Origin of the sequence: Clostridium merdae (genome assembly GCF_900176635.1) — a bacterium.
Classification (GTDB): Bacteria; Bacillota; Clostridia; order Oscillospirales; family Acutalibacteraceae; genus Faecalispora; species Faecalispora merdae.
In genome coordinates, this window is record NZ_FXLN01000002.1 from 14,796 (window position 1) to 38,658 (window position 23,863).

Below are 23,863 nucleotides of genomic sequence, written 5' to 3' on the forward strand. Positions count from 1 at the left end.
TGACTTGTCTAAATAATATTTTGGCTTATTTTATGGCTTTTAAAGGGGAGTTTTCGCAATTTTTGAGCCGTGACGCGGATATTTGTCGGACGTAGCCGACGTTTTACGGCAGATAATAATATTTCGCTCGCTGCCATCCGGCAAGGTAAAGGCCTTGCTTTTCTCCGCTCGAGCGCCCAATAGTTGAATAGCCTTCGCTCCGGCGTTCAGTTCTTCCGCTGCGCCGGGCCCCTTCATTGCCGCAAAAGCACCACCCTGCCGCACAAACGGCAGGCAGTACTCACACAACACCGGGAGAGCAGCCACAGCGCGCGCGCATGCTAGGTCGTAATTCTCCCGCAGCTTTGGCTGGCGACTGCCCTCCTCTGCTCTTGCATGAATCAATTCGGCAGAAAGGCCCAAAGCATCGCACACGGCTTGCAGGAAGTTTAATCTCTTCTGTAAGCTGTCTAATAACGTTAAGCAAATGTCTGGCCGGTAAATCAGCAGAGGTATTCCCGGGAAGCCCGCACCGGTTCCAACATCAATTACCTTTGCATTCTGGGGAATCTCGACTGCTTTTAGCAATAGAAGGCTATCTAAAAAATGTTTCTCTACCACCTGCTGCGGCTCTATAATGGCGGTAAGATTCATCTTTTGGTTCCATTCCAGCAGCAGCTCCATATAGCGCTGAAAGGCCGCAGCTTGTTGAGGGCTAAGGGGAAGTCCATTCGCCCCAGCCAGCTCTATGATATGCTGTTCTATATTACTCACAGAGCAGCGTCCTCCTTTTCTTCCTGCCGAGCAAGCCAAATAAGCAGCACCGAAATATCTGCCGGGCTAACGCCGGAGATACGAGATGCTTGGCCTATGCTCGCAGGGCGAATTTTTTGCAGCTTTTCCTTTGCCTCTAAGCGAAGACCGGTAACTGCTGTATAATCAAGCTTTTTCGGTAATAGACGCTGTTCCAAACGCCGCATCTCAGCAATGTCTGCCTTTTGGCGGCGAATGTAGCCCTCATACTTAATTTCAATCTCTACATTTTCGAATACTGAAGCTGGTAGCTCTGGTCTCTCTGTATCTATAGGTGACAGCACCTCATAATTGAGTTCTGGCCTGCGCAGTAAATCAATCAAATGTACTCCTGTAGTAACTGGGGTTGTTCCACGTGAAACAAGTATTTGGTTCAGCACTTCCGTTGGAGAAAATACGGTTTGCATGGTACGTTTTTTCTCCTGCTCTTTGAGCGCCTGCTTTTCTTGGTAGCGAGCATAGCGTTCTTCCCTAACCAGGCCAAGCTCATGCCCAAGCGGAGTCATACGCTCATCTGCATTGTCTTGCCGCAAAACAAGGCGATATTCTGAGCGTGAAGTCATCATGCGGTAGGGGTCGCTTACGCCCTTAGTCACAAGGTCGTCTACGAGTGTTCCAATATACGAACCGGCGCGATCCAGTATAATCTGTTCTTTTCCCTGCGCTCTACGTGCCGCATTAATACCCGCTAAAAGGCCTTGTGCGGCGGCTTCCTCATAACCGGAGCTGCCATTAAACTGACCCGCACCATATAGACCAGCTAAATCCTGAAATTCAAGCGTTGGGTCGAGCTGGAGAGGGTCTACACAATCGTATTCAATGGCATACGCACATCGCATGATTTCTACATTCTCTAACCCCTTGATGGTACGGTAAAACGCAAGCTGAACCTCCTCCGGTAAGGATGAGGACATTCCCTGCAAGTACAGTTCCTCCGTATCAAGACCGCAAGGCTCAATAAAGAGCTGGTGGCGCTTTTTATCGGTGAATCGCATAATTTTATCTTCGAAGCTGGGGCAATAGCGCGGGCCAACCCCTTCAATTTTGCCTGCATAGAGCGGTGAGCGATGTATATTCTTGAGAATAATTTCCTTTGTTTCATCGTTTGACCAAGCCATATGGCACACTGCCCTATTTTTGGGCAGTTCAACCGTATCGTAAGAAAACGGAACCACCGGCTCGTCTCCCTGTTGTACCTCTAAGTCTGTAAAATCCACGCTGGAGCGCAGCACACGAGCAGGAGTACCTGTTTTAAAGCGGCGCAGACTCACACCAAGCTTACGAAGCGGCTCCGATAAAAAGGCCGCCGGGAACAATCCGTCCGGTCCACTTTCATACGAAACATCGCCTACATAGATTTTACCACTCAAATAGGTTCCGGTAGCAAGCACCACGCATTTTGCAGTAAACCCTGCACCCATTCGCGTAACCGCCTGCCAAGTACCATCTTCATTGCGGAACAAATCGATAATCTCACCCTGCTTGAGCTGAAGGTTCGGTTCCAGCTCGAGCTTATGCTTCATAATCTTGGAGTACTCCCGGCGGTCAATCTGCGCACGCAAAGAGTGAACCGCTGGGCCTTTTCCCAAATTCAGCATCCGGCTTTGTAGGGTACACGCATCTGCCGTCTTCCCCATCTCGCCGCCAAGAGCATCAATTTCGCGAACGAGGTGACCCTTTGCCGTACCACCAATAGACGGATTACAAGGGCAGTTGCCTACTGCGTCCAGATTAATGGTAAAGATTACGGTACGGCAACCAAGCCGTGCTGCCGCCAAGGCTGCCTCAATTCCGGCATGGCCGGCACCAATTACTAGTACATCATATTGATCTGCCTGATACATCGTCTTTTGCACCTGATTCCTTTCCGCCGTATGGCGGTTTCCGAATTATTTCCCCACTGGCTCTTTCTCAATACTTATTAGAAAGCCAATTATTTTCCAACACAAAAATGGGCAAAAACCGTTTCTACTATCTCGTTGGTCGCGCGTTCTCCGGTAAGCTCTAGCAATGCGGAAACCGCACCTTCTACGGATACCGTAACCGCATCGAGTGTCATTCCCCCAGCTAAGGCTCGTATGGCCTCGTCCAATTCTTCTTTAGCACGGCGCGCGGTATCGCGTTGTCGTTCCGTATACAAAATTCCCTCAGAGGGGTTTAAATCTGCCGTGTGAAGAATCGTTTCTACTGCTTGCTGTAACTCAGTAAGCCCATCTCCGCTTTTCGCAGAAATATATACATATTGTTGAAATAATTGATTTATATACTCATTGTCAATTTTCGATTCCAAATCACTCTTATTAATGATTGCGACTGCGGGCATACCAGCTAAGCGGGTAATCAGCTCATGATCCTGCTCTGTGAGGGGCGAAGAAGAATCAAATACCGCTAGCACAAGCTGTGCCGTGTTCAGTCGATTCTTCGCGCGATCCACCCCAATGCTCTCCACCGGGTCTTCAGTCTCGCGCAAGCCCGCGGTATCAGCAAGGCGCAGAGGTACACCGCCAAGCAGAACTGTTTCCTCCACAATATCGCGAGTTGTACCGGCATATTCCGTTACAATGGAACGCTCACAGCCCGCCAGCAAATTCATCAAAGTAGATTTTCCCACGTTTGGCCTGCCAACGATTACGGTATCCACACCCTCACGCAGAACCCTGCCGGCGTCGAATTGACTCAGTAGCCTTGCCAAATCGGTCTCCACCTCTCGAAGAGACTGAAGCAAGGATTCTTCATCTAGCTGCGGAATATCGTCCTCCGGGTAGTCTGCCCAAGCAGAGAGGTGGGCTGCAATGGTAAGCAGCTTTTCACGGCTCGCATGAATCCGGCGATAGAGAGCCCCCTCCCGGCCTGCACGAGCCGTACGAAGCGCTTGCCCGCCCTGTGCACCAATCAGCTGCATGACCGATTCAGCCTGCGTTAAATCCATCTTTCCATTTAAAAACGCGCGGCGGGTAAACTCACCGGGACCGGCGGGAGTTGCCCCGGCCGCCAAAACGGCGTCCAGCACGCGGCGCAAAAGGTACAAACCACCATGGCAAGAAAGCTCCACAACATCCTCACCGGTATAGCTATGGGGGGCAACGAATACGGTAGCCACCGCTTCATCAATTCGCTCTTTCTCTTCCCCGCCATATACCCAGCCATACAGTGCCGTGTAACCCGGCAGTTCTTCTATTTTCTGCCCTCTGGCTGAGACAAATACCCGGCCTGCAATTTGCCTTGCACCTGTACCAGATATTCGAATAACACCAATTCCGCCGGGTGCTTGTGCCGTTGAAATTGCCGCAATAGCGGAAGTTCTTTGTTCCATGATTCTCTCCTTTTGTGCCACAAAAAGCGGCTCGTTTTACGAACCGCTTTTCTATCGTTCTTATACTATGAAAAAGTTAGTCCTTTTTTGTGTCAATCTTGCTGTACAAAGGGCTGTTCCCCTTTTTGACGGGGCGGCTCTCCGCAGGCGGGGTATAAGGTGCTCTTTGTTCCTGCACCGGGCGTCTGTCTCTACTGTCGCGCGACGAGGAAGTGGAGGAAGAACGACCGCCATAGTTTTTACTTCCGCCCTGTGGGGGGCGGCCGCCGCGGTCTTTGTGGAAGTCCCTTCCACCACGAGAACGGTCATTCGGCCGGCGGAACGCTGGGCGCTCGCCGCCTTCGGGGCCAATTACCACATGGCGCGCAAGGTCTTCCCCTTCGCTCCAGGATTTAACCCCTTCTACCTCTTGAACCGCCGTATGTATAATGCGGCGCTCATAAGGATTCATAGGCTCCAGTGAACAATTACGCTGGGTTTTCAAAGCCTTTGCCGCCATTTTTTTACCGAGTGACTCCAGCGTTTCCTTGCGTTTTTCTCTGTAATTCCCAATATCAAGTGTAATTCTAAAGTAAGAATCCTCCACGTGATTTGCTACCAAACCGGAGAGATACTGCAAAGAATCGAGTGTTTCTCCTCTGTGGCCAATAATAAAACCAATGTCGTCACCAGTTAAGGTGAGCAGGGCTCCATTTTCTTGCTCGACAATCTCAATTTCGACCGATGGAATACCCATCTGCCCCAAAACCTGCTTTAGATAATCGGCAGCTGCCTCTGCGGGGCCAGACTTCATAAAAGCGCGTACTTTCGCGGGTGCGCCGCCAAAAAGGCCGAATTTCTTTTTTTCGGGAAGCTCCAAAATCTCAAATTCCGCTTCATGTGATTCTACCCCAAGCAGTTTGCAGGCTTCTTCAAACGCCTGCTCCACGGAATCTCCCGTTGCAATCGCTTCTTTAACCACCTTCGCACCTCCAATAATTGAATCAGAAACCGCTTATTTTTTCTTCCCCAGGTAGTTGTCTTGCCCACCTGCGGATTTTCCGCTTTTCTTTTTCTGTTCTTTCTTCGCTGACGAATCTTCTTTTTTAACATCTGTTACAGCAAATCGTTCTGCTGTACGCTGGCGAAGATGAGCCGGTTGAGGCTCGATAGCCGCTTCTTCTATCTCAAGCAGCGCAATTCGCTGTGCTTCCGCCTTTGCGGTAAGAGAAGCCGGGCTGAAAAACGCATGTACTAAAACCACTTGAATCAGTGCAGTAATGGTAGAAATAATCCAGTAAAAACCGACTGCCGCAGGTACAGACATAGCGAATACAGCGGTAATGGCAGGTAAAATATACAGCATCATCTTCATTGCACCCTGCTGCTGCTGCATACCGGGCTGCAAACGCATAGTAATAATTTGCGTAATAATGGATGATGCAAGGCACAGTATTGGAATCAACCACAAATTGGTTTGGAACATAGAAACAAATTTCCCAAAGAAGCTGGAAACAGTAACGTCAGAAGGTGTTCCTAAGAGATTGAGCCCTAAAAAATTAAAGCCAGAGCTGAGTGATTGTATTTTGGCAAGCTCATCACCGTTGAACATCGTCAAATAAGGGCGAAGTTCTGTAAAATGACGAACAATTTCCATTTCATTATAGAACCCATTTTGATAAGTAAAGTTACCGCTAATACCGGGAACCGACTGCAATACCCCCACTGCCTGCGCTACTGCTTCTTTACCAAGATGCAGCGCATTTGAGAGCGGGTTTACCACGGTATAATACAGACCAATCATAATCGGGAACGGAATTAACATAGGCAGGCAGCCGCTAGCGGGGTTGTACCCCTCTTTTTCATACAGCTTCTGCATTTCTTCATTCATTTTAATACGGTCATTGCCGTATTTTTTTTGCAGCTCTTTCTGTTTCACAGAGAGCTTTGAGTTCGCCGCCATCGATTTTTGCTGCTTAATGGAGAACGGGAACATAACAATTTTTAAAACTATGGTAAATATAATAATCGCTACGCCGTAATTCTTAAAGATCTGATAAAAAACCCATAGCAGATATCCTAGAAAGCTGCCGAAAAAATTGCCTATTCCTGCCATATAAAAACCTCTCTGTTTCAAATATTACGGAATCGCTCTTCCATACCAGATTCTATAGAAAACAGCGCAATTTTTGAAAACGCCGTTACTTTCTATCTTTGAGCCTGCCTAGCAGGCTTTCTCCCCGCTCCGGTACGGGGTCATACCCTCCCGGGTGAAATGGGTTACAGCGAAGAATTCGCCAAATCGCCATGAATAATCCTCGTACCACACCAAATCGTTCAATCGCAACAATGGCATAGCTACTGCAGGTAGGAACAAAACGACAGCTTGGGTGCCGCTTTAACGGGGAAACCCATTTTTGGTACCCCCGTATTATTAAAATCATGATGCGTTTCATTTTAAAACACCAGCCTGCGTTAATTGCTTTCGCATATCACACAGGATGTCCGTACTTTTTACATACGGTGTTTTTGCCCGCGCTACAAAAATCAAATCATACCCGCCGGTAAGCTCTGGCATCATTTGCCGAGCCGCTTCGCGAATAATACGACGAGACCGATTGCGTTTTACCGCATTTCCCGTTTTTTTGCTGGTGGTAATTCCCACCCGTATGCGGCGCGCGCGGTTTTTCATTACATACGTTACCAGAATTGGTGAGACAAAGGATTTTCCTTTTGCATACGCACGGCGGAAGCTGCCATTTTCACAAACCGGGACTATTTCGCTCATTGTGAAACTTTAACCTCCCCATACTCTGGCCATTTGAAAAACAAAACAAAGAAAGGCCACACTGCGGTGGCCCTTTCAAAGCTTCAGTAAGACAAACGCGCTCTTCCCTTGGCCCTGCGGCGCGCCAAAACTTTGCGGCCGTTTCTATCGGACATTCTCTTTCTGAACCCATGCTCTTTTTTTCTATGGAGCTTCTTAGGCTGATAAGTTCTCAGCATGAAAAACCCTCCTTTCGGGTACAAACCTTGCAATTTAGCATTATAGCCTAATCACAGGCAAACTGTCAATAAAAAAATACAAATCCGCCCGATTTTGCTTTTGTCTCATCATACCATACAACTACATAAAAAGAAAGCTGGTAAAACATGTTTTTTCTATCTTTCTTTATTTCTCACAAAAATAAAAACTGTTTTCCAAAACTTGTCCCTTATTTCATTGAGACAACTTCAAGTATTTCCATAATTTGTGGAGGTTCTTTCTATATTATATATTATTTCTTCTTTTTTACAGGGAAGAAACAGAAATTTCAGAATAGCAAGTAAATTATTTCATGCTATAATCTTATTTTACTATTTTCACAAATATTTTATTAAAATTTAAATGTTAAAAACATATGATTATTTTCAACAGCTTTTTAAGGCTACCGTGAAAAACCGTGACGTGCTTTTAAAAGTTTTTCACAATCCTGTTTATAAGATGTGGAAAAGGATTTGAAAAATTTTCTTCTTTATGCTATTATTATGTTAATTATCCGTGTAGAACCGAGTTTGCTTTATGCACGTTGTGTTTCTGGAACGCTCCGGCAACAGCTCGGTTTTTTCTTTATTTTTTATATCACCGAAAGGTATGATTGTTTTTATGGAATCCTTTACCGAAGCGTGGGGCCTTGTTTGCGATTTTTGCAAAGCCCGCATCACAGAGGTGGCATATACCACCTGGATCCACCGGATCCGTCCTGTCAGCCTGGATTTTAACAAGGGAATTGCCGTACTGGAGGTTCCGAATGAATTCCACCTTCAAACGTTAACCCGGTGCTACACTTCTCTTCTTCAGGAAGCATTCAACGAAATCTTCGGCGAAGGCATTCAAATTCAACTTTGCACCCCCGAACAACTGGTGCAGAATAAAAAGCCTGACGCCGTACCACTTTCCAAAGATGACTACGAATACACCTTCGACACTTTCATTGTAGGGTCATCAAACAAATTTGCACACGCCGCCTCTATGGCGGTGGCTACAAAACCCGCCGTGTTGTACAACCCTCTTTTCATTTATGGGAATTCGGGGCTTGGCAAGACGCACCTTTTGTACGCTATTTGCAACGAAATTTCAAAGACGTACCCTCAAATGAACATTATCTATATTAAAGGGGACGAGTTTACTAACGAGCTGATTGAAGCCATTCGCCGTGGTACAACGGTAGAGTTTCACCAGCGTTACCGCAAGGCGGACATCCTCCTCGTGGATGATATTCAGTTTATTGCAGGTAAGGATTCGACGCAGGAAGAGTTCTTCCACACCTTTAATACCTTATATGAAGCGAAAAAGCAGATTGTTTTAACGTCTGACCGCCCGCCGAAGGATATTGCCACACTGGAAGAGCGACTGTTAACCCGCTTTGAGTGGGGTCTAACTGCCGACGTACAGCCGCCAGATTTTGAAACGCGCATTGCAATTATTAAGCGAAAAGCAGAGCTTCTCGAAATTGATTTGCCCGATAATGTGGCAGAATATATTGCAAACCGCCTGAAAAATAACATTCGGCAGCTCGAAGGCGCCGTAAAGAAAATGAAGGCTTATTACCTGCTTGCCGGTGAGTCACTTAGTATTTCGACTGCACAAGCCGCAATTAGCGACATTATTAATAACCACCAGCCCGCACCAATGACGATCGAGAAGATTATTGAAGAGGTAGCGCGCACGTTTGGTACCTCCCCGGAGGACATTCGCTCTCCCAAGCGCTCGGCAAATATCTCTTCCGCTCGCCAAATTGCCATGTATGTAGTACGTGAAATCACGCAGCTGCCTATGACCTCCATTGGTGAGGCGTTCGGCGGCCGTGACCACTCTACCGTTGTATACGCAATTCAGCAGGTAGAAAAGAACATTGGCCGCGACCCGAAGACACGTGATACCGTTCAGGATATTATAAAAAACATCCGTGATCGTTAATCGCGTGATTACTCCCTGTATTATTACAAATAGTATAAATGGAAAAGTGGAGGCTTTCTCCACTTTTCCACAAATTAAGGGGAAAACCCTTTTTTCTGTGTGAAATATTATAAACTTCTTTTCAACATTCCCCACAGAGTTTTCAACAGTGTGTTAAAACTCAAAAATACACTCCATACTCTCAACAAATACTCCACAGTGGGTTCTGGAAAACAAAATTGTATTTTCTCCTCGGTGTTCCTCACTTTTCACCAGTTTTCAACTTTTCAGTATCCCCTACTACTACCGCTAAATCATAACTATCCTTTCTACTCTAAATAACGTAAGGTGGTAAGAACGATGAAGATAATATGCGACCGCAAGGAATTGGTGGAAGCAGTGTTGAATATTCAGCGAGCCGTTTCCTCAAAATCCTCCATACCGGCATTGGAAGGAATTTTAATACAAACAAAGGGTGCCGATTTGTTCCTATGTGGCTACGATTTAGAGCTTGGTATGACTACGACCATTTCCGCTCAAATTGAGCAAACGGGAAGTGTGGTACTTTCCGCGCGTTTATTTGGTGATATTGTTCGCCGATTGCCGGGTGACGATGTTTCCCTTTCAGTAGATGAAAAGAATGTGGCATCCATTGTAAGTGGTGCCAGTGAATTCTCAATTGCAGGAATTCCTTCCGAGGAATACCCGGAGTTACCCTCCGTCTCGAGTGAAACCTCCATTGAAGTTCCAAACGGGATTTTAAAAAGCATGATTCGGCAAACCTTGTTCGCTGTGTCGGAAAGTGACATGAAACCGGTACATACCGGAACGTTGTTTGAGCTGAGTGAAAATAAAATCCGTCTTATATCCGTAGATGGTTACCGCCTTGCCGTACGTGATGAACCCATTGCATGCAGCCAAGACACCAGCTTTGTGGTTCCCGGTAAAACACTTTCGGAGGTATTAAAGCTTCTTCCGGAAAATGAAGAAAACCTGAACCTTTTCATCGGCCGTCGGCACATTTTATTTCAAATTGGCCGTTATACCCTGATTTCACGCCTGCTGGAGGGTGATTTTCTTGATTATAAGGCCGCGATTCCTGCTTCTCACACAACAGAGATTCTGGTAAAAACCAGAGCGTTTATCGACAGTGTGGAGCGTGTCTCACTCTTGATTACAGATCGTCTAAAAAGCCCGCTTCGCTGTGTGTTTGATGAAAATCGAATTCAGCTATCCTGCTCTACGGCAATTGGCCGTGCAAACGATGAGCTGGAATCACAGGGAACCGGTGGTACGCTTGAAATGGGCTTTAATAACCGGTATTTATTAGATGCGCTTCGTAACACAGAGTGTGATGAAGTAAAAATTCAGCTCAGCGGCGCTTTGAGCCCCATGAAGGTCGTTCCGAAAGATGGCAGCAGTTTCTTGTTTTTGGTTCTGCCCGTTCGCCTAAAAAGCGGCGTTTGATAATTAGGAGGCTCTATGGAAATCATTTCAATTGATACTGAGTTTATTCGGCTCGATGCGCTGCTCAAACTGGCTGGTGCAGTAGAAACTGGTGGTCATGCAAAATTTGCGGTGCAAAATGGCGAGGTTTTAGTAAACGGTGAAGTTTGCACCATGCGAGGCAAAAAAATGCGTGGAGGCGACCGTGCTGAATTTCAGGGCAAGCTATACGAGGTGAAAAACCTGTGATTGTAAGCAGGCTATCCTTTTTAAACTACCGCAATTTATGTGAAGGGGAATTTCTTCCCGATTCGCACATGAATGTTATTTTTGGCCAGAACGCGCAAGGAAAAACTAATTTACTCGAAGCCTTGTGGCTATTTACGGGTGGTCGTTCGTTCCGCGGTTCTCGTGACCATGAGTTGATTGCCTTTGGGCAAGAAGCCGCAAAGCTTTCTCTTACTTTTTTTAGTGAGGAACGAGAACAAAACGCAATTCTTACGATTCAAAACAAAAAACGGTCTGCATCCATTAATGGCGTAGATTACGGCGGAGTGATGGAGTTGGTTGGAAAATGCAGAGCAGTGGTTTTTTCACCGGAGCACCTATCTCTGGTAAAGGATGGCCCTGCCTTGCGACGCTCTTTTTTGGATGGTGCGCTCTGCCAGCTTCGGCCAGTTTATACAAAGCTATTATTTCAATACAATCGTGTGCTCCAGCAGAGAAATGCACTGCTGAAAGAGATTCCCCGCCATGGCGAGCTGCTTGATACCCTTGAAATCTGGGACGAAAAGCTTGCCCAACGCGGAGCAAGGATAATTCTAGAGCGCAGCGAGTACATTCGCTTGCTTTCTCAGCCGGCTCAAGTATTTTACGGAGGAATTTCAGGCGAAAAAGAACAGTTCTCAATTCGTTATCACACGGTAAATGGCAAAGGGTCAAACAGCGAAGCGCAATGGCAGGAGCATCTTTTTCAGTTACTTGCCAGTAATCGAAAAGAAGATATTTCCGCAGGGTTTACAACGGTTGGCCCTCACCGTGATGACCTTGAAATACAAGTCAATGGAAGACTCGCGAGGAGCTTTGGTTCACAAGGTCAGCAGCGCTCCTGTGTATTGGCATTAAAGCTAGCAGAAGCAGAGGTTTTGCAATCTATTTCTGGTGAGTCACCGGTGATTTTACTCGATGATGTGCTCAGTGAATTGGACTCTGGGCGGCAAGATTTTTTACTAAATCAATTGGGGGAAAAGCAGGTGTTTTTAACATGCTGTGACCCCGAAATAGCGGCCCGTTATTCTGGGGGCGGAAGATTTGAGATGGAGCAGGGGCGGTTGTCCGTCCGGCAGTAAGGATGTGTTTTATGTATCTACACCTTGGGCAGGACACTGTGATTCAAACCAAAGATATCATCGGGATTTTTGATTTAGAAAATTCTACGATTTCAAAATATACCCGGGAATACCTTGCAAAAGCAGAAAAAGAAGGCAGAGTAGTCAATGTAAGTATGGAAATGCCGAAATCCTTTGTGCTTTGCGGAAATAAGGCAAAGCAAGTAACGGTGTATATTTCGCAGATTTCTTCCACTACACTGCTCAAACGTAGCAGGTTTATGGCGAACCTTTCAAATGTGTAACGAAAGGCCAAACAAAGGAAGAAAACAGGAAAGGAATGGCGAAAGGCGATGAAGCTACAATTACCGGTATGCCCACATTGCGGGCAAAAGGTCGGTTATGTGAGAGCTTGGTTTTTAAAGCAGGAGGGGGAATATCGCTGCCCAAATTGCGGCGGTTTTTCCGGAGTATTTTTAAGTACTGCAGCACCTCTATTTGGTTCTGTTGCCGTTATTATTTCGGTTATAGTATTTTTGGTGCTTCGGTTTGTAACAGGTGGCATGCCTTTTTATGGAGTTTTACTGATGGCGTTGCCTTATCTATTATTTTTTCACTCCGCACCGTTCCTTGTCCGGTTGAGAAAACCAGGAGCACGCAAGCGACCGTCTGCTCCACCGCGGGCAGGTACACCCCCGCCGAATGCGCCGGGAAACCGACCCGGACCTGGGTCAGATCAAAAGCATTCCTTCAGACGTCTTTAACGATAACAAATTGTTGATATATAGGAGGGTTCTACTTGGAGTTTAGCGAAATGACTCAAACCGATCAAAATTACGATGAAAATCAAATACAGGTTTTGGAAGGCCTTGAGGCTGTGCGTAAGCGCCCCGGTATGTACATTGGCTCAACCGGGCCGCGTGGGCTGCACCACTTGGTATACGAAATAGTCGATAATGCCATCGATGAAACGCTGGCAGGCTTTTGCGACCGTATTGTGGTTAAAATTCTGCCGGGCAATATCATCAGTGTAGAAGATAACGGTCGTGGTATTCCAGTTGGCATTCAACACAAAACAGGAATTCCTGCGGTTACCGTAGTATTTACCATTCTGCACGCCGGCGGTAAATTCGGTGGTGGCGGCTATAAGGTATCCGGAGGTCTGCATGGTGTTGGCGCCTCTGTTGTCAATGCTCTTTCTGAATGGCTGGAGGTCGAGGTTTTTACAGAAGACGGCGTATATTGCCAGCGCTTTGAGCGCGGTATCGCTGTAACAGAGCTTGTAAGAACGGGTGATAGTGACCATACCGGTACTGTCGTTCGCTTTCAGGCAGACCCTGAGATTTTTCAGGAAAGCACAAATTATGAATACGATATTCTGCAAAACCGCTTGAGAGAACAGGCATTTTTGAATGCGGGTGTTCACATTGAGCTGGATGATGAGCGGAATCCCGACCATATCATTCACAATGTGTACCAGTATGAAGGCGGTATTCGCAGCTTTGTCGAATATCTAAATAAAAAACGCTCTCTCGAAGTGATTCACGACGAGGTCATTTATTTTGATGCGGTTGCGGCGGATGACAATGCCACAGCTGAAGTAGCAATGCAATATAATAGCAGCTATAATGAGCTTATGTTGTCTTTTGCCAATAACATACACACAACGGACGGCGGTACACATGAGGACGGATTTAAGCGAGCTTTAACCAGAATCATGAACGATTACGCTCGAAAGTATAATATCCTGAAAGAAAACGATAAGAATCTCTCCGGTGAGGATGTTCGCGAAGGCCTTACAGTTATTATTAGCGTAAAGCTTAAGGAAGCGCAGTTTGAGGGCCAGACCAAGGCACGCCTTGGCAATACTGAAGTTTCCGGCCTTGTTTCGCAGATGGTCGGCGACAAGCTGATGACCTACTTGGAAGAAAACCCCACCATTGCCCGTGCAATTTTTGATAAAGCACTTTCTGCGGCAAGAGCACGTGAGGCGGCAAAAAAAGCGAGAGAATTGGTTCGCCGTAAATCGGCGCTGGAATCTGCCGCGCTTCCCGGTAAGCTTGCGGACTGTCAATCTCGCAACCCGGAAGAGACAGAAATTTACATTGTTGAGGGAGACTCCGCAGGAGGCTCCGCCAAGGGTGGTCGTGACCGTAAATTCCAGGCGATTTTACCGCTTTGGGGCAAAATGCTTAACGTTGAAAAAGCCCGACTCGACAAGGTGTATGGCAATGAAAAGCTGATGCCGGTGGTAACGGCGCTTGGCTGTGGTCTGGGTGAAGAATTTGATTTAAGCAAGCTGCGTTATGGTAAAATCATCATTATGGCGGATGCGGACGTCGACGGTTCGCATATCCGTACGCTGTTGCTTACCTTTTTCTTCCGCTTTATGAAGCCACTGGTGGAGCAGGGGCATATCTATTTGGCACAGCCGCCCCTCTATCGTATTACCCGGGGAAAAAACCACCGCTATGCGTATTCCGATAAACAGCGAGATGCGATTATGGCAGAGCTGGGCGGAACCAATTACGATATTCAGCGCTATAAAGGTCTTGGTGAAATGGATGCGGATCAGCTTTGGGAAACAACTATGAATCCGGACACTCGCACCATGCTCCGTGTGGAGATGGAGGATGCGGCAGCGGCAGACGAAACCTTTACTATTCTGATGGGAGATAAGGTGGAACCCCGCAGACTGTTTATTGAGCAAAACGCCAGATACGTCACGAATCTGGATATTTAATCGGCAAAAGCCCGGTGATTTGGGTGGCTGCCTAATAAAAATCGGGAGGAAATTCAGGAATGAATGACAATCAGCAAACACAAGAAAATCGTATGGAGCAAGCGGAGCAGGGCGAACCTGCGGAACCTCCGCAGCAGAGCCGCTCACAGACCCTCAATTTAGTAGCGGATGAGGATGCTGCCGTATACGAAGAGCAGCAAACAGGGGTGCGTTTTTCTTATGTTCTTCGGCAAGAAGAATTTTATGAGGCACTCCGGCGTGAAAATAAACGCAGTCCTGCATACAAAAAGCACATTTTGTGGTTGGTACTGTTGGGCGGCATTACAATTGTTTGTGTGTTGTTTGGTCTTATGGCAGGTAATTCAGGCCAATTATTCCGTATTGCTGTACTTAGCGCACTTTTTGGTTTGTTTTTGTGGATTTCTCCTATATTGCGAATGAAAGGTTTATCCAAGCAATTGACCACAGGAGATGAAATTGGCGTGGCGGTATACCCAGACGAAATTGAAGTAGAAATTGGCGATAACCACTGGAACATACCACTCAATAATACCGCAAAAATGGATATGACCCCTCAATTAATATTGCTGCATAAAAGCGAGGACCGTGGCTTGGTGATTCCACAGCGGAGCATTGAACCCGCTATTCGTGCAGATGTATTGGCAATTCTTATGGCAGGAACACAAAAATATGAATAATGCGAAGCATGAATAATTGGTTGGGCAGCCAAGAAAGGAGGCAGTGGGTATGGCAGAGTTATCTCGTGAAGTGCCAATTTTAAGCTTTGAGCAGCAGCTGAGTGCGGAAGACTATGCACAGTCAACTCTTATGTACGAAAACACGCTATATCCCTTCCGTCGTTTTTGGGTGCGCGCGGGTCTTTGTATTTGTGCCGCTGTGCTGGCTGCCTCTACAATTCCCTGGTATTTGTCTCGGTTTGCTACAGGTTTTGTACCAGCGTGTGCCGTCGTGTTCTTTTTGGCATTAGCTCTTTTCTTTTGGAGGGAACAGCCTAGGCGCCGCCTGCACAGTGCGGTACTGCAATTTTGCAATAGCAGAATTTTGAGGCTTCCCAGTAAAATAACAGTTTACAAAAGCGGTATAGAGCTTGAAAATGAAGTAGAAACCCTAAGTGAATACTGGACGGATTTTTCCGGGTGTGTAGAAGGGCAGCATTTTTATGTGCTGTGGGGTGGCATGTCGCGCCCACTTCTCATCTTAAAAAAAGGTTCTCTTTCCCCGGAAGAGGAGAAAAGCCTGAGCGCTCACCTGCGTAATACGTTTGCTGGGCGTTGCCGTTTGGAAAACGGCGGGAGGTTTCAATGACCCCACGGGAGCAAAGCGGCCACCAGGTGGTGATTAGCTTTTTGATGACACGAGAGGATTATGTAAACAGAGGGCATGCGGCTGCACGTGCCGCTTGTCGTACGGCAGAGGTTACAATATTGCGTTGGAGCGGTTTTCTGTTAGTGGTTGCAGGTATTGTACTGCGAATCTTTTTTGCTTCAAATGTTTACAGTCGTTCGCTTTCTACTGCAATTGTACTGCTGGGTACCGTAATTGGCTTTGCCCTAGACAGCTGGCAGCCAGCACTGGTTCGCTACCAGGCGCAGCGGTACTACGATACGCACGGGGAACGCATGCTGGCGCAAACCATGCTTTTTGACGAAGAAACCATATCCATTCAAACAGACCGGTATCGCGCAAAGCTACCTTACAATTATTTTTACATGGTCTATGAGGATGCGAAGGTGTTTTTACTATATACAGGACAAAATGAGCTTTGGGTTCTACCCAAGCGGGCGCTGCCCCCCTGGGACCTTATAAAGGTGCGGGAGCTATTAAAACGGAATGAAAATTACAAGCGGGAAGGTGTCCGATAAATGGAGGAAATGCAAACAAACCGGGTGATTAATGTTGACCTGGAAAAAGAGATGAAACAATCCTTTCTGGATTATTCCATGTCGGTAATTATATCGCGTGCTCTACCCGATGTACGCGACGGCCTCAAACCGGTACACAGAAGAATTCTGTATACCATGTTTGAGAATGGCTTGTCGCCCGAAAAGGGCTACCGTAAGTGCGCAGATACGGTCGGCGCCGTGCTGGCTCGGTACCACCCGCATGGTGATGCGTCGGTATATGACGCCTTAGTGCGTTTGGCACAGAATTTTTCTATGCGCTACATGCTGGTGGATGGTCACGGTAACTTCGGTTCAGTAGACGGTGACCCGCCTGCTGCTTACCGTTATACAGAGGCACGCCTTGGCAAGCCTGCGGTTCGCATGCTTAACGACATTGAAAAAGACACGGTTGATTTTCGACCTAACTACGATGACCGCTTAAAAGAACCTGAGGTTCTTCCGGTTCGCTTCCCCAATATATTGGTGAACGGTTCTACCGGTATTGCCGTTGGTATGGCTACCAATATTCCCCCTCATAATATGAGGGAGGTTATCGACGGCCTGTGTGCACTCATCGATAACCCAGAAGCAACCATGGAAGAACTCATGGAGCATATCAAGGGGCCAGATTTTCCCACCGGCGGCATCATCATGGGCCGCAGTGGAATTCGCGCCGCTTATGGCACCGGCCGTGGCCGTGTGATTGTGCGTGCCCGTGCTGAAATTGAAGAGGAAAAGAACGGCCGCTTCAAAATCATTGTATCGGAATTGCCCTACCAGGTAAATAAGGCTCGTTTGATTGAAAATATTGCCGAGCTGGTGAAGGACAAACGCATTGAGGGCATCTCTAATATTGAAGATCACTCCGACCGTAACGGAATGCACGTTGTGATTGACGTTAAGCGCGATGCCTCTCCCCAAATCGTTCTGAATCACCTGTATACCTATACCCAAATGCAAACAACCTTTGGTGTCATTATGATTGCCATTGTAGATGGCGAGCCGAAAACCTTAACCCTCAAAGACATTTTGCAGGAGTACATTCGCTTTCAGGAAAGTGTTATTGTGCGCCGCACCCAGTTTGAGCTGCGCAAAGCACAGGAGCGCGCTCATATTTTACGTGGTCTGCAAATTGCAATTGACCATATTGATGAGGTTATTTCTATTATTCGCAGCTCAAAATCCATTCCCATGGCGAAAGAACGACTAACGGAACGCTTTGAGCTCGATGATATTCAAACACAGGCCATTGTGCAGATGCCCTTGGGTCGTTTGACTGGTCTAGAGAGACAGAAGCTTGAAGATGAGCTTGCCGCATTGATGCTAAAAATTGCAGATTTGGAAGACATTCTCACCAATGTGCCTCGCCAGCTCTCCATTATTAAGGAAGAGGCATTGGCGGTAAAGGCAGAGTTCGGTGACGAACGACGCACCGAGATTGCAACCATCAGCGGTGAAGTAGATATTGAAGACCTCATTCCGCAGGAGGAGTGCGTTCTCACCATGACCAATTTTGGCTATGTGAAGCGCCAGAAGGTAGATACCTACCACATTCAGCGCCGAGGTGGCCGTGGTGTGTCTGGTATGACACGCCGTGAAGAAGATGTGGCAACTGAAATGTTTGTCATCAATAGCCACGACTATGTGATGTTCTTTTCGAATCTGGGTCGTGTCTATCGCCTGAAATGCTACGAGGTACCGGAGGGCTCCCGTACCAGCAAGGGCATTAATATTGCGAACTTACTTCCCCTTTCTGCCGGTGAAAGCGTAACCTCTATGCTTCGTGTGCCGGAGTTTGATGAGGAAAGCTACCTCGTGATGGCAACAAAGAATGGTATTATTAAGCGTACGGCACTGAGTGCTTACAATACGGCACGTAAGGGCGGCGTTATTGCAATCGACCTAGACGAAGGCGATGCCCTGAGCTGGGTACGCCGTACCGACGGCAGCAGTGAAATGCTTGTTGCTACGAAAAAGGGTATGGCAATTCGCTTCCGCGAAACAGATGTTAGAGCCATGGGGCGTACCGCTCGCGGTGTGAAAGCCATCACACTCAAGGAAGGCGATTGTGTTACCGGCCTTTCCACCATTCGTGAGGGTGGCTTGGTACTCACTGTTTCTGAAACCGGCTATGGGCGTCTTTCCCCCATTACCGATTACCGCACACAAACCCGCGGTGGTAAGGGCTTGCTTAACTATCATGTTGCTAAATACGGAGATGTTGCTTCCATTAAGGTGGTTGACCCCGAGGATGATATTATCATCATTTCTTCGGACGGTGTTATCATTCGTATTCATGCCGCTTCCATTCGTGTGTGTGCCCGCCCAAGCAAGGGTGTGCGTGTTATGCGTGTGGATGGCATTGAGAACCGTGTTGTCACCTTGGCAAGAGCCCCGCATGACGATGAGGAGGAAACCGACGATTCTTTGATTGAGGATGACGGTACTGCCGAAAGTGCGGAAGACTTGGTGGAAGAGGATGTTGTTGACGAAGTAATTCCGGAAGAGGAAGTAGCTTCTGATAACGAAGAATAAACACCTTTTCCACGTAATGAATTCTTAAAGTAATTGAAATGCCCGCTCTTGGCAGAAAAGCCGGAGCGGGCATTTTTTCTCCCTTTGACTTTTCTTCTTGCCGGTAATATAATAAACAAACAAAGATAAAAACACAGTCCGGTTGGTAGTCCGGGCGCGGTGAAAGCCGTCAGTAACCTGCCTCCTTGGTTGTCCGTTCTTTGTAGGGCAAATTATTAAGGAGGGTGTACAATGGAGTCCATTTGTTCCAAACTAACCGTGTTTTTTGAGTCCCCTTTTTGGGTTGGGGTTTACGAACGTGAATGTGGTCGTGTGTATGAGGTTTGTAAAATTACATTTGGGGCAGAGCCAAAAGAGTATGAAGTGTATGATTTTTTGCTTAAGAATTATCATCGTCTTTTGTTTCGGCCGTCTTTTCAGGAGAATGTAACATTCACTAAGATCAAAAACCCAAAACGCTTGCAAAGAGCCATTCACCGGCAGGTTAGCCAGACCGGTGCCGGTACAAAAGCACAACAGGCTATAAAAAAGGCGCAAGAAGAAATGAAAAAAGAACACAAGGTGGTTTCGGCACAGCAACGCGAGGAAGAAAAAATTCGCCGCTATGAGCTTCATCAAAAAAACCGAAAAGAAAAGCACAGGGGTCATTGACCCCTGTGCTTTTTATTTGAGGTGACAAGGATATGATACGAAAAGAATAGTCAACATCTTTTGTAGATAAGCTTTTGGGGAGTGTAAAATAGGAGAGGTCTTTTAAGTGAAATAATATTTCTCATGGAAAATGAAATTTGAATCGCTCTAAAATTCATTCATAAAAAGTACATAAACAAGCGCTTACAAATAAATATGATTATTTTTATACAAATTGCGTATTTTTTTGAAGTTTTAAGCGGTTTTCATTATGCGTCATACGAATTTAGTTATAATGTATTGACGTGGCGTTTTAACTGTGGTATTAATATATGCAAGACTTCTGTTAAAAAAATTTTTCCACGCTTCTGCCGCCCATTCAGAACAAAAGATTTTCACACTCTTTCAATATCTTTTTTTGAATGGACGGCAACCACACACAAACAAATCATGAATTCGTTTATGATGAAATAATAAGACCGATCCCCGGTTAATAGTAGGAAAGACCCGAAATGTGTTGCAAGTATTTTTGTAACGGTTGGGGTCTTTTTCTATTTTATTTACGATACAATAGCGTATAAAATGGGTTTCAGAACAGCTTTTTCTATGAAAGGAGTGTGGATTTTATTGTATCACCTTGTAATCAAAAATGGGGTTTTGGCAGATGGTACGCGTGCCAAACCCCAAAAGGCAGATGTTTGTATTAAAAATGGGATGATTGTTCGTGTGTGTGAACGGTTCGAGGGAGAAGCAGAACAGGTGCTTGATGCAAAAGGCCAAATCGTGGCTCCCGGCTTTATTGATATTCACACGCACTCTGACGCCTGCCCTCTCATTGAGGATTATGAGCCGCTGGCGAAGCTGTACCAAGGGGTAACGCTCGAAATAACCGGTAACTGCGGAATATCTACTGTTCCAAATAATTCAACATACCGGGAAGAAGTAAATCAATATTACCAGAAAACCCTAGGGATACCTATGGGAAACCTAGAGCTGGGAGAAGACTCCATTCTTAATGTAGCAAAGCAGGTTAAAAAAACACCGCCCTCTTCCCACTATGGAATGCTCATTGGCCATGGAACCCTGCGCGGCAGTGTAATGGGGTTTGGCCTTCGTGAACCCAGTGCTGATGAGTTGGAAAAAATGGAGCAGGTACTCCATCATGAGCTACAAAATGGAGCGTTTGGCCTATCTTTGGGGCTGATTTACCCACCAAGCAGCTTTGCAGGGAATAAGGAATTAGTGACCTTGGCAAAGGTTGTAAAGCAACATCAGGGGATTTTAGCAGTACATATGCGCAGCGAGGGCCCCCGCGTATTTGAGGCCGTTGATGAAATGCTGGAGATTGCCCGGCAATCGGGTGTATATTTACAGCTTTCTCACTTAAAGCTGATGGGAAAGCCACAATGGGGGCGGGCAGAAGAGTTGCTAAGTAAGCTGGAGGATGCCCGTACAGAGGGGCTTGCCATTACCTGCGACCAATACCCCTATACAGCTACCTCAACCAGCCTTACGGCACTATGCCCTAAATGGGCGTTTGACGGTGGCATGCAAAAATTGTTGCAGCGTGTTATTAAACCGGAACCACGCCTATTGAATGATATTCGAGCGGAAATGGAGAATCGAGGAGGAGCCGAAGCGGTGGTAATCGTATCTACGATGGACCGAATGCCGGAGGCGAGCGGCAAAAACGTAGCAGAGCTTGCTTTACTGTTGCATTGTTCTCCAGAGGAGGCCGTTACCCGCTGTTTGGTAAAATGCCAAGGCGCGGTGAACTGCAATTATTTCTGTTTGAGTCCAGAGGATATGCTCCATATAATGAAGAATATGGAAATAGCAGTAGATAGTGACGGCGTAAATTACCCCTACGATCCTCATATAATGAAAGAAAGTATACACCCCCGCAGCTATGGCACCTTCCCGCGCTTTCTGCAAACGGTGCGGGAACATAAACTCATGCCCATAGAAGATGCGGTATATAAAATGACAGGTCTGCCTGTATCGATACTCGGAATTACCGACCGCGGCACCATTGCACCGGGCAAAGTGGCAGATCTTACGGTGTTTGAGCAAGAGGTAGTCAAAGACTGCTGCACTTTCCTAAACCCCTTACAAAAGCCAGAGGGAATCTCTCATGTAGTGGTAAATGGAGTGCCTGCCATCCAGAATGGGGTGAGAACAAAGTCCCGAACTGGTGAATTGCTTCTGCACACGTTATAAAATAGAAAACAGTAGCGCCGCATTAAAAATACTTGCGGCGCTTTTCTCTCGATTTAAATTGCTGTAAAATAGCAAGTACAAAGCTTGACTTTGCGTATACTTCATGTTGTATACTACAATAAGATGCTTATAAAATAAAAGAGTAGTTTTTTATTTCTTTTATAAAATGATGTAAAAATGGGGGTTGTTACAATGGCTGCTAAAAAACTCGGTTTTGGAATGATGCGCTTACCTCTTAACGATCAAAATGATCCCGCTAGTATTAATATGGAAGCTACCTGCCAGATGGTAGATGCCTTTTTAGAGAAAGGCTTTACGTATTTTGATACCGCTTATATGTACCATGCAGGTCAGAGTGAGATTGCAGTTCGCGAGGCACTTGTAAAACGGCATGACCGAAGCTCGTATACTCTTACCACAAAGCTGCCAACCATGTTCCTAAAAAACGAGGGCGACCAAGAGCGTATTTTTGAAGAGCAGTTGGAGAAGTGCGGAGTGGAGTTTTTCGATTATTATTTGCTCCACAATTTAAATGTAACCAATTATGAAGCGGTAAAACGCTTCGACAGCTTTGCGTTCGTAAAACAGAAAAAAGAAGAAGGCAAAATTCGCCATATTGGATTTTCTTTTCACGATACACCAGAGCTGCTGGATGAAATATTAACAGCACACCCGGAAACGGAGTTTGTACAGCTTCAAATTAATTATTTAGATTGGGAGAGCCATAGCATACAATCTCGCCGCTGCTGGGAGGTTGCGAGAAAGCACGGCAAGCAGGTTCTTATTATGGAGCCGGTTAAGGGCGGTATGCTGGCAACCCTGCCGGAAAAAGCAGAGAAGCTTTTAAAAGAGAACCAGCCCGAATGGTCACTGCCCTCATGGGCAATACGCTTTGCCGCCGGGTTAGACGGTGTAATGATGGTGCTCAGCGGAATGTCTAACATGGAGCAGGTGCAAGATAATACCGGTTACATGCAGCATTTCGAGCCGCTTAGCGAAAGTCAGCGCGCACTATTACTTGAGGCAGTGGAGTATATAAATGAAACGATTGCAATTCCCTGTACCGCCTGCGAATATTGTGTAAAAGGGTGTCCCAAAAACATTGCCATTCCAAAGTACTTCTCTATGTATAACATGGATAATCGCGAGAAGATTCGTACTGGAGACCCCAACCGTTGGACGATTAACGGCCTTTATTATTCGAATATGATAAAAAGCTTTGGAAAAGCCTCCGATTGCATCGCGTGTAGAAAATGTGAAAAGAGCTGTCCGCAGCATATTGAAATTGTAAACTGGCTGAAAGAGGTTGCCAAAGTATTTGAGCAGGAATAAAAGCATATTCCCATATAAATTGAAAGAAAAATGAACATAAGAAAAGAGTTTTCCACGATTTTTGAGACCCTCGTGGAAAACTCTTTTTGTTTTATAATTTACCGGCACGCAGCAATGCGTCTATTTTTAGTATGATAGTCTGGGTTTTAGCATCCGGCAGCTTATTTTCCAGCACCATTTGCACCGCCTGTTCCAGTGGAATGCGCTCTGCCTCTAAAAATTCACCTTCATCCGGTCGGTTTTCCCCTACGGAATCGACCCGGCAAAAATAAAGACGAATAATTTCATCGCAGTAACCCGGTGACGGGAATAAATCTCCTAAAAAATGGTAATCCTTTCCAATAACTCCCGTTTCCTCCAATAGCTCTCGTTTTCCGGCCTCCAAAGGGTCTTCCCCACGTTCCAGTTTGCCAGCGGGAAGCTCGGTTACGACTTCTTGATACGGGTAGCGGAATTGCCGCACAAATAGCAGCTCATTTTGTTCGGTAAGTGCACCCACACAAACACCGCCGGGGTGCTCCACTACTTCACGCAAAGCAGTTTTGCCATTCTCCAGTAAAGCGTTATCAATACGTAAGTTCACAATTTTCCCACGGTAACGGTACTCTTGTTGTAAGGTTTCTTCCGTAAGCTTCATGAATGAATACCCTCCATAACCCAATTGGTGTTTCATGCGAATTTTCATCTTATTAATTATAGCAT

At 46.3% G+C, this 23,863-nt stretch carries 22 protein-coding genes; 13 read left to right on the forward strand and 9 right to left on the reverse strand.

The window, feature by feature from the left end; genetic code table 11:
* Nucleotides 1–39: 39 nt before the first annotated feature.
* From rsmG to rpmH, 8 genes are all read right to left on the reverse strand, one after another.
* Entirely contained in the window at nucleotides 40–753 is a 714-nt protein-coding gene (gene rsmG, locus CAN90_RS00120; protein ID WP_085831810.1) for a 16S rRNA (guanine(527)-N(7))-methyltransferase RsmG, read from the reverse strand.
* Nucleotides 750–2,636: a tRNA uridine-5-carboxymethylaminomethyl(34) synthesis enzyme MnmG gene (gene mnmG / locus CAN90_RS00125; RefSeq protein ID WP_085831811.1), complete on the reverse strand. Its 1,887-nt coding sequence runs from the start codon at nucleotides 2,634–2,636 to the stop codon at nucleotides 750–752. The genes rsmG and mnmG overlap by 4 nt, the downstream gene beginning before the upstream one ends.
* Before the next feature lie 89 nt (nucleotides 2,637–2,725).
* Nucleotides 2,726–4,105 carry a tRNA uridine-5-carboxymethylaminomethyl(34) synthesis GTPase MnmE gene (mnmE, locus tag CAN90_RS00130; protein WP_085831812.1) on the reverse strand — a complete coding sequence of 460 codons (1,380 nt, stop codon included), beginning with the start codon at nucleotides 4,103–4,105 and terminating at the stop codon, nucleotides 2,726–2,728.
* Between the two features lie 76 nt (nucleotides 4,106–4,181).
* Nucleotides 4,182–5,066 carry an RNA-binding cell elongation regulator Jag/EloR gene (jag, locus tag CAN90_RS00135; RefSeq protein WP_085831813.1) on the reverse strand — a complete coding sequence of 295 codons (885 nt, stop codon included), beginning with the start codon at nucleotides 5,064–5,066 and terminating at the stop codon, nucleotides 4,182–4,184.
* 33 nt (nucleotides 5,067–5,099) lie between these two features.
* Nucleotides 5,100–6,200, reverse strand: a complete 1,101-nt coding sequence (locus CAN90_RS00140) for a YidC/Oxa1 family membrane protein insertase (protein ID WP_085831814.1) — start codon at nucleotides 6,198–6,200, stop codon at nucleotides 5,100–5,102.
* 85 nt (nucleotides 6,201–6,285) lie between these two features.
* Nucleotides 6,286–6,540 (reverse strand): membrane protein insertion efficiency factor YidD, encoded by a 255-nt coding sequence (yidD, locus tag CAN90_RS00145; RefSeq protein ID WP_085831815.1) that lies wholly within the window; start codon nucleotides 6,538–6,540, stop codon nucleotides 6,286–6,288.
* A complete protein-coding gene (gene rnpA, locus CAN90_RS00150) occupies nucleotides 6,537–6,872 on the reverse strand; it encodes a ribonuclease P protein component (RefSeq protein WP_085831816.1) in 336 nt (111 codons plus the stop codon). Before rnpA ends, yidD begins: the two co-directional genes overlap by 4 nt.
* 83 nt (nucleotides 6,873–6,955) lie before the next feature.
* Nucleotides 6,956–7,090, reverse strand: coding sequence for a 50S ribosomal protein L34 (rpmH, locus tag CAN90_RS00155; protein ID WP_009064849.1), 135 nt, complete (start codon nucleotides 7,088–7,090; stop codon nucleotides 6,956–6,958).
* Nucleotides 7,091–7,730: 640 nt separating this feature from the next.
* Here rpmH and dnaA point away from each other — a divergent pair.
* The 13 genes from dnaA (at nucleotide 7,731) to CAN90_RS00225 (ending at nucleotide 23,161) form a co-directional block, all read left to right on the forward strand.
* Nucleotides 7,731–9,044, forward strand: coding sequence for a chromosomal replication initiator protein DnaA (dnaA, locus tag CAN90_RS00160; RefSeq protein ID WP_423236541.1), 1,314 nt, complete (start codon nucleotides 7,731–7,733; stop codon nucleotides 9,042–9,044).
* Between the two features lie 339 nt (nucleotides 9,045–9,383).
* Nucleotides 9,384–10,490 (forward strand): DNA polymerase III subunit beta, encoded by a 1,107-nt coding sequence (gene dnaN / locus CAN90_RS00165; RefSeq protein WP_085831817.1) that lies wholly within the window; start codon nucleotides 9,384–9,386, stop codon nucleotides 10,488–10,490.
* Nucleotides 10,491–10,505: 15 nt separating this feature from the next.
* Nucleotides 10,506–10,718 (forward strand): RNA-binding S4 domain-containing protein, encoded by a 213-nt coding sequence (locus tag CAN90_RS00170; protein ID WP_085831818.1) that lies wholly within the window; start codon nucleotides 10,506–10,508, stop codon nucleotides 10,716–10,718.
* The gene (recF, locus tag CAN90_RS00175; RefSeq protein ID WP_085831819.1) at nucleotides 10,715–11,818 is read left to right on the forward strand and encodes a DNA replication/repair protein RecF; all 1,104 of its coding nucleotides are present in this window, start codon (nucleotides 10,715–10,717) and stop codon (nucleotides 11,816–11,818) included. The genes CAN90_RS00170 and recF overlap by 4 nt, the downstream gene beginning before the upstream one ends.
* 11 nt (nucleotides 11,819–11,829) lie before the next feature.
* Complete coding sequence (gene remB / locus CAN90_RS00180; RefSeq protein ID WP_085831820.1) at nucleotides 11,830–12,102, forward strand: extracellular matrix regulator RemB; 273 nt, start codon at nucleotides 11,830–11,832, stop codon at nucleotides 12,100–12,102.
* A 494-nt stretch (nucleotides 12,103–12,596) separates the two neighbouring features.
* Nucleotides 12,597–14,540, forward strand: coding sequence for a DNA topoisomerase (ATP-hydrolyzing) subunit B (gyrB, locus tag CAN90_RS00190; RefSeq protein WP_085831822.1), 1,944 nt, complete (start codon nucleotides 12,597–12,599; stop codon nucleotides 14,538–14,540).
* A 59-nt stretch (nucleotides 14,541–14,599) separates the two neighbouring features.
* Nucleotides 14,600–15,238 (forward strand): YcxB family protein, encoded by a 639-nt coding sequence (locus CAN90_RS00195; protein ID WP_085831823.1) that lies wholly within the window; start codon nucleotides 14,600–14,602, stop codon nucleotides 15,236–15,238.
* A 49-nt stretch (nucleotides 15,239–15,287) separates the two neighbouring features.
* Nucleotides 15,288–15,866: a hypothetical protein gene (locus CAN90_RS00200; RefSeq protein ID WP_085831824.1), complete on the forward strand. Its 579-nt coding sequence runs from the start codon at nucleotides 15,288–15,290 to the stop codon at nucleotides 15,864–15,866.
* Entirely contained in the window at nucleotides 15,863–16,423 is a 561-nt protein-coding gene (locus tag CAN90_RS00205) for a YcxB family protein (protein ID WP_085831825.1), read from the forward strand. Before CAN90_RS00200 ends, CAN90_RS00205 begins: the two co-directional genes overlap by 4 nt.
* Nucleotides 16,424–18,979, forward strand: coding sequence for a DNA gyrase subunit A (gyrA, locus tag CAN90_RS00210; protein WP_085831826.1), 2,556 nt, complete (start codon nucleotides 16,424–16,426; stop codon nucleotides 18,977–18,979). It begins immediately after the preceding gene.
* Between the two features lie 231 nt (nucleotides 18,980–19,210).
* Nucleotides 19,211–19,630, forward strand: a complete 420-nt coding sequence (locus tag CAN90_RS00215) for a YjdF family protein (protein WP_085831827.1) — start codon at nucleotides 19,211–19,213, stop codon at nucleotides 19,628–19,630.
* 606 nt (nucleotides 19,631–20,236) lie between these two features.
* Nucleotides 20,237–21,829, forward strand: coding sequence for an N-acyl-D-amino-acid deacylase family protein (locus CAN90_RS00220; RefSeq protein ID WP_085831828.1), 1,593 nt, complete (start codon nucleotides 20,237–20,239; stop codon nucleotides 21,827–21,829).
* A gap of 192 nt (nucleotides 21,830–22,021) precedes the next feature.
* Nucleotides 22,022–23,161 carry an aldo/keto reductase gene (locus CAN90_RS00225; protein WP_085831829.1) on the forward strand — a complete coding sequence of 380 codons (1,140 nt, stop codon included), beginning with the start codon at nucleotides 22,022–22,024 and terminating at the stop codon, nucleotides 23,159–23,161.
* 91 nt (nucleotides 23,162–23,252) lie between these two features.
* Here the strand turns inward: CAN90_RS00225 and CAN90_RS00230 are convergent, their stop codons facing one another.
* Entirely contained in the window at nucleotides 23,253–23,798 is a 546-nt protein-coding gene (locus tag CAN90_RS00230; RefSeq protein ID WP_085831830.1) for an NUDIX hydrolase, read from the reverse strand.
* Nucleotides 23,799–23,863: the final 65 nt, after the last annotated feature.

What these genes read in the sequence shown, in the direction of transcription:
- mnmG (WP_085831811.1), bottom strand. Translation starts at nt 2,636, where the DNA reads ATGTATCAGGCAGATCAATATGATGTACTAGTAATTGGTGCCGGCCAT.
- mnmE (WP_085831812.1), bottom strand. Translation starts at nt 4,105, where the DNA reads ATGGAACAAAGAACTTCCGCTATTGCGGCAATTTCAACGGCACAAGCA.
- CAN90_RS00140 (WP_085831814.1), bottom strand. Translation starts at nt 6,200, where the DNA reads ATGGCAGGAATAGGCAATTTTTTCGGCAGCTTTCTAGGATATCTGCTA.
- yidD (WP_085831815.1), bottom strand. Translation starts at nt 6,540, where the DNA reads ATGAAACGCATCATGATTTTAATAATACGGGGGTACCAAAAATGGGTT.
- rnpA (WP_085831816.1), bottom strand. Translation starts at nt 6,872, where the DNA reads ATGAGCGAAATAGTCCCGGTTTGTGAAAATGGCAGCTTCCGCCGTGCG.
- rpmH (WP_009064849.1), bottom strand. Translation starts at nt 7,090, where the DNA reads ATGCTGAGAACTTATCAGCCTAAGAAGCTCCATAGAAAAAAAGAGCAT.
- dnaA (WP_423236541.1), top strand. Translation starts at nt 7,731, where the DNA reads ATGGAATCCTTTACCGAAGCGTGGGGCCTTGTTTGCGATTTTTGCAAA.
- dnaN (WP_085831817.1), top strand. Translation starts at nt 9,384, where the DNA reads ATGAAGATAATATGCGACCGCAAGGAATTGGTGGAAGCAGTGTTGAAT.
- CAN90_RS00170 (WP_085831818.1), top strand. Translation starts at nt 10,506, where the DNA reads ATGGAAATCATTTCAATTGATACTGAGTTTATTCGGCTCGATGCGCTG.
- remB (WP_085831820.1), top strand. Translation starts at nt 11,830, where the DNA reads ATGTATCTACACCTTGGGCAGGACACTGTGATTCAAACCAAAGATATC.
- CAN90_RS00195 (WP_085831823.1), top strand. Translation starts at nt 14,600, where the DNA reads ATGAATGACAATCAGCAAACACAAGAAAATCGTATGGAGCAAGCGGAG.
- CAN90_RS00200 (WP_085831824.1), top strand. Translation starts at nt 15,288, where the DNA reads ATGGCAGAGTTATCTCGTGAAGTGCCAATTTTAAGCTTTGAGCAGCAG.
- CAN90_RS00205 (WP_085831825.1), top strand. Translation starts at nt 15,863, where the DNA reads ATGACCCCACGGGAGCAAAGCGGCCACCAGGTGGTGATTAGCTTTTTG.
- gyrA (WP_085831826.1), top strand. Translation starts at nt 16,424, where the DNA reads ATGGAGGAAATGCAAACAAACCGGGTGATTAATGTTGACCTGGAAAAA.
- CAN90_RS00215 (WP_085831827.1), top strand. Translation starts at nt 19,211, where the DNA reads ATGGAGTCCATTTGTTCCAAACTAACCGTGTTTTTTGAGTCCCCTTTT.
- CAN90_RS00225 (WP_085831829.1), top strand. Translation starts at nt 22,022, where the DNA reads ATGGCTGCTAAAAAACTCGGTTTTGGAATGATGCGCTTACCTCTTAAC.
- CAN90_RS00230 (WP_085831830.1), bottom strand. Translation starts at nt 23,798, where the DNA reads ATGAAGCTTACGGAAGAAACCTTACAACAAGAGTACCGTTACCGTGGG.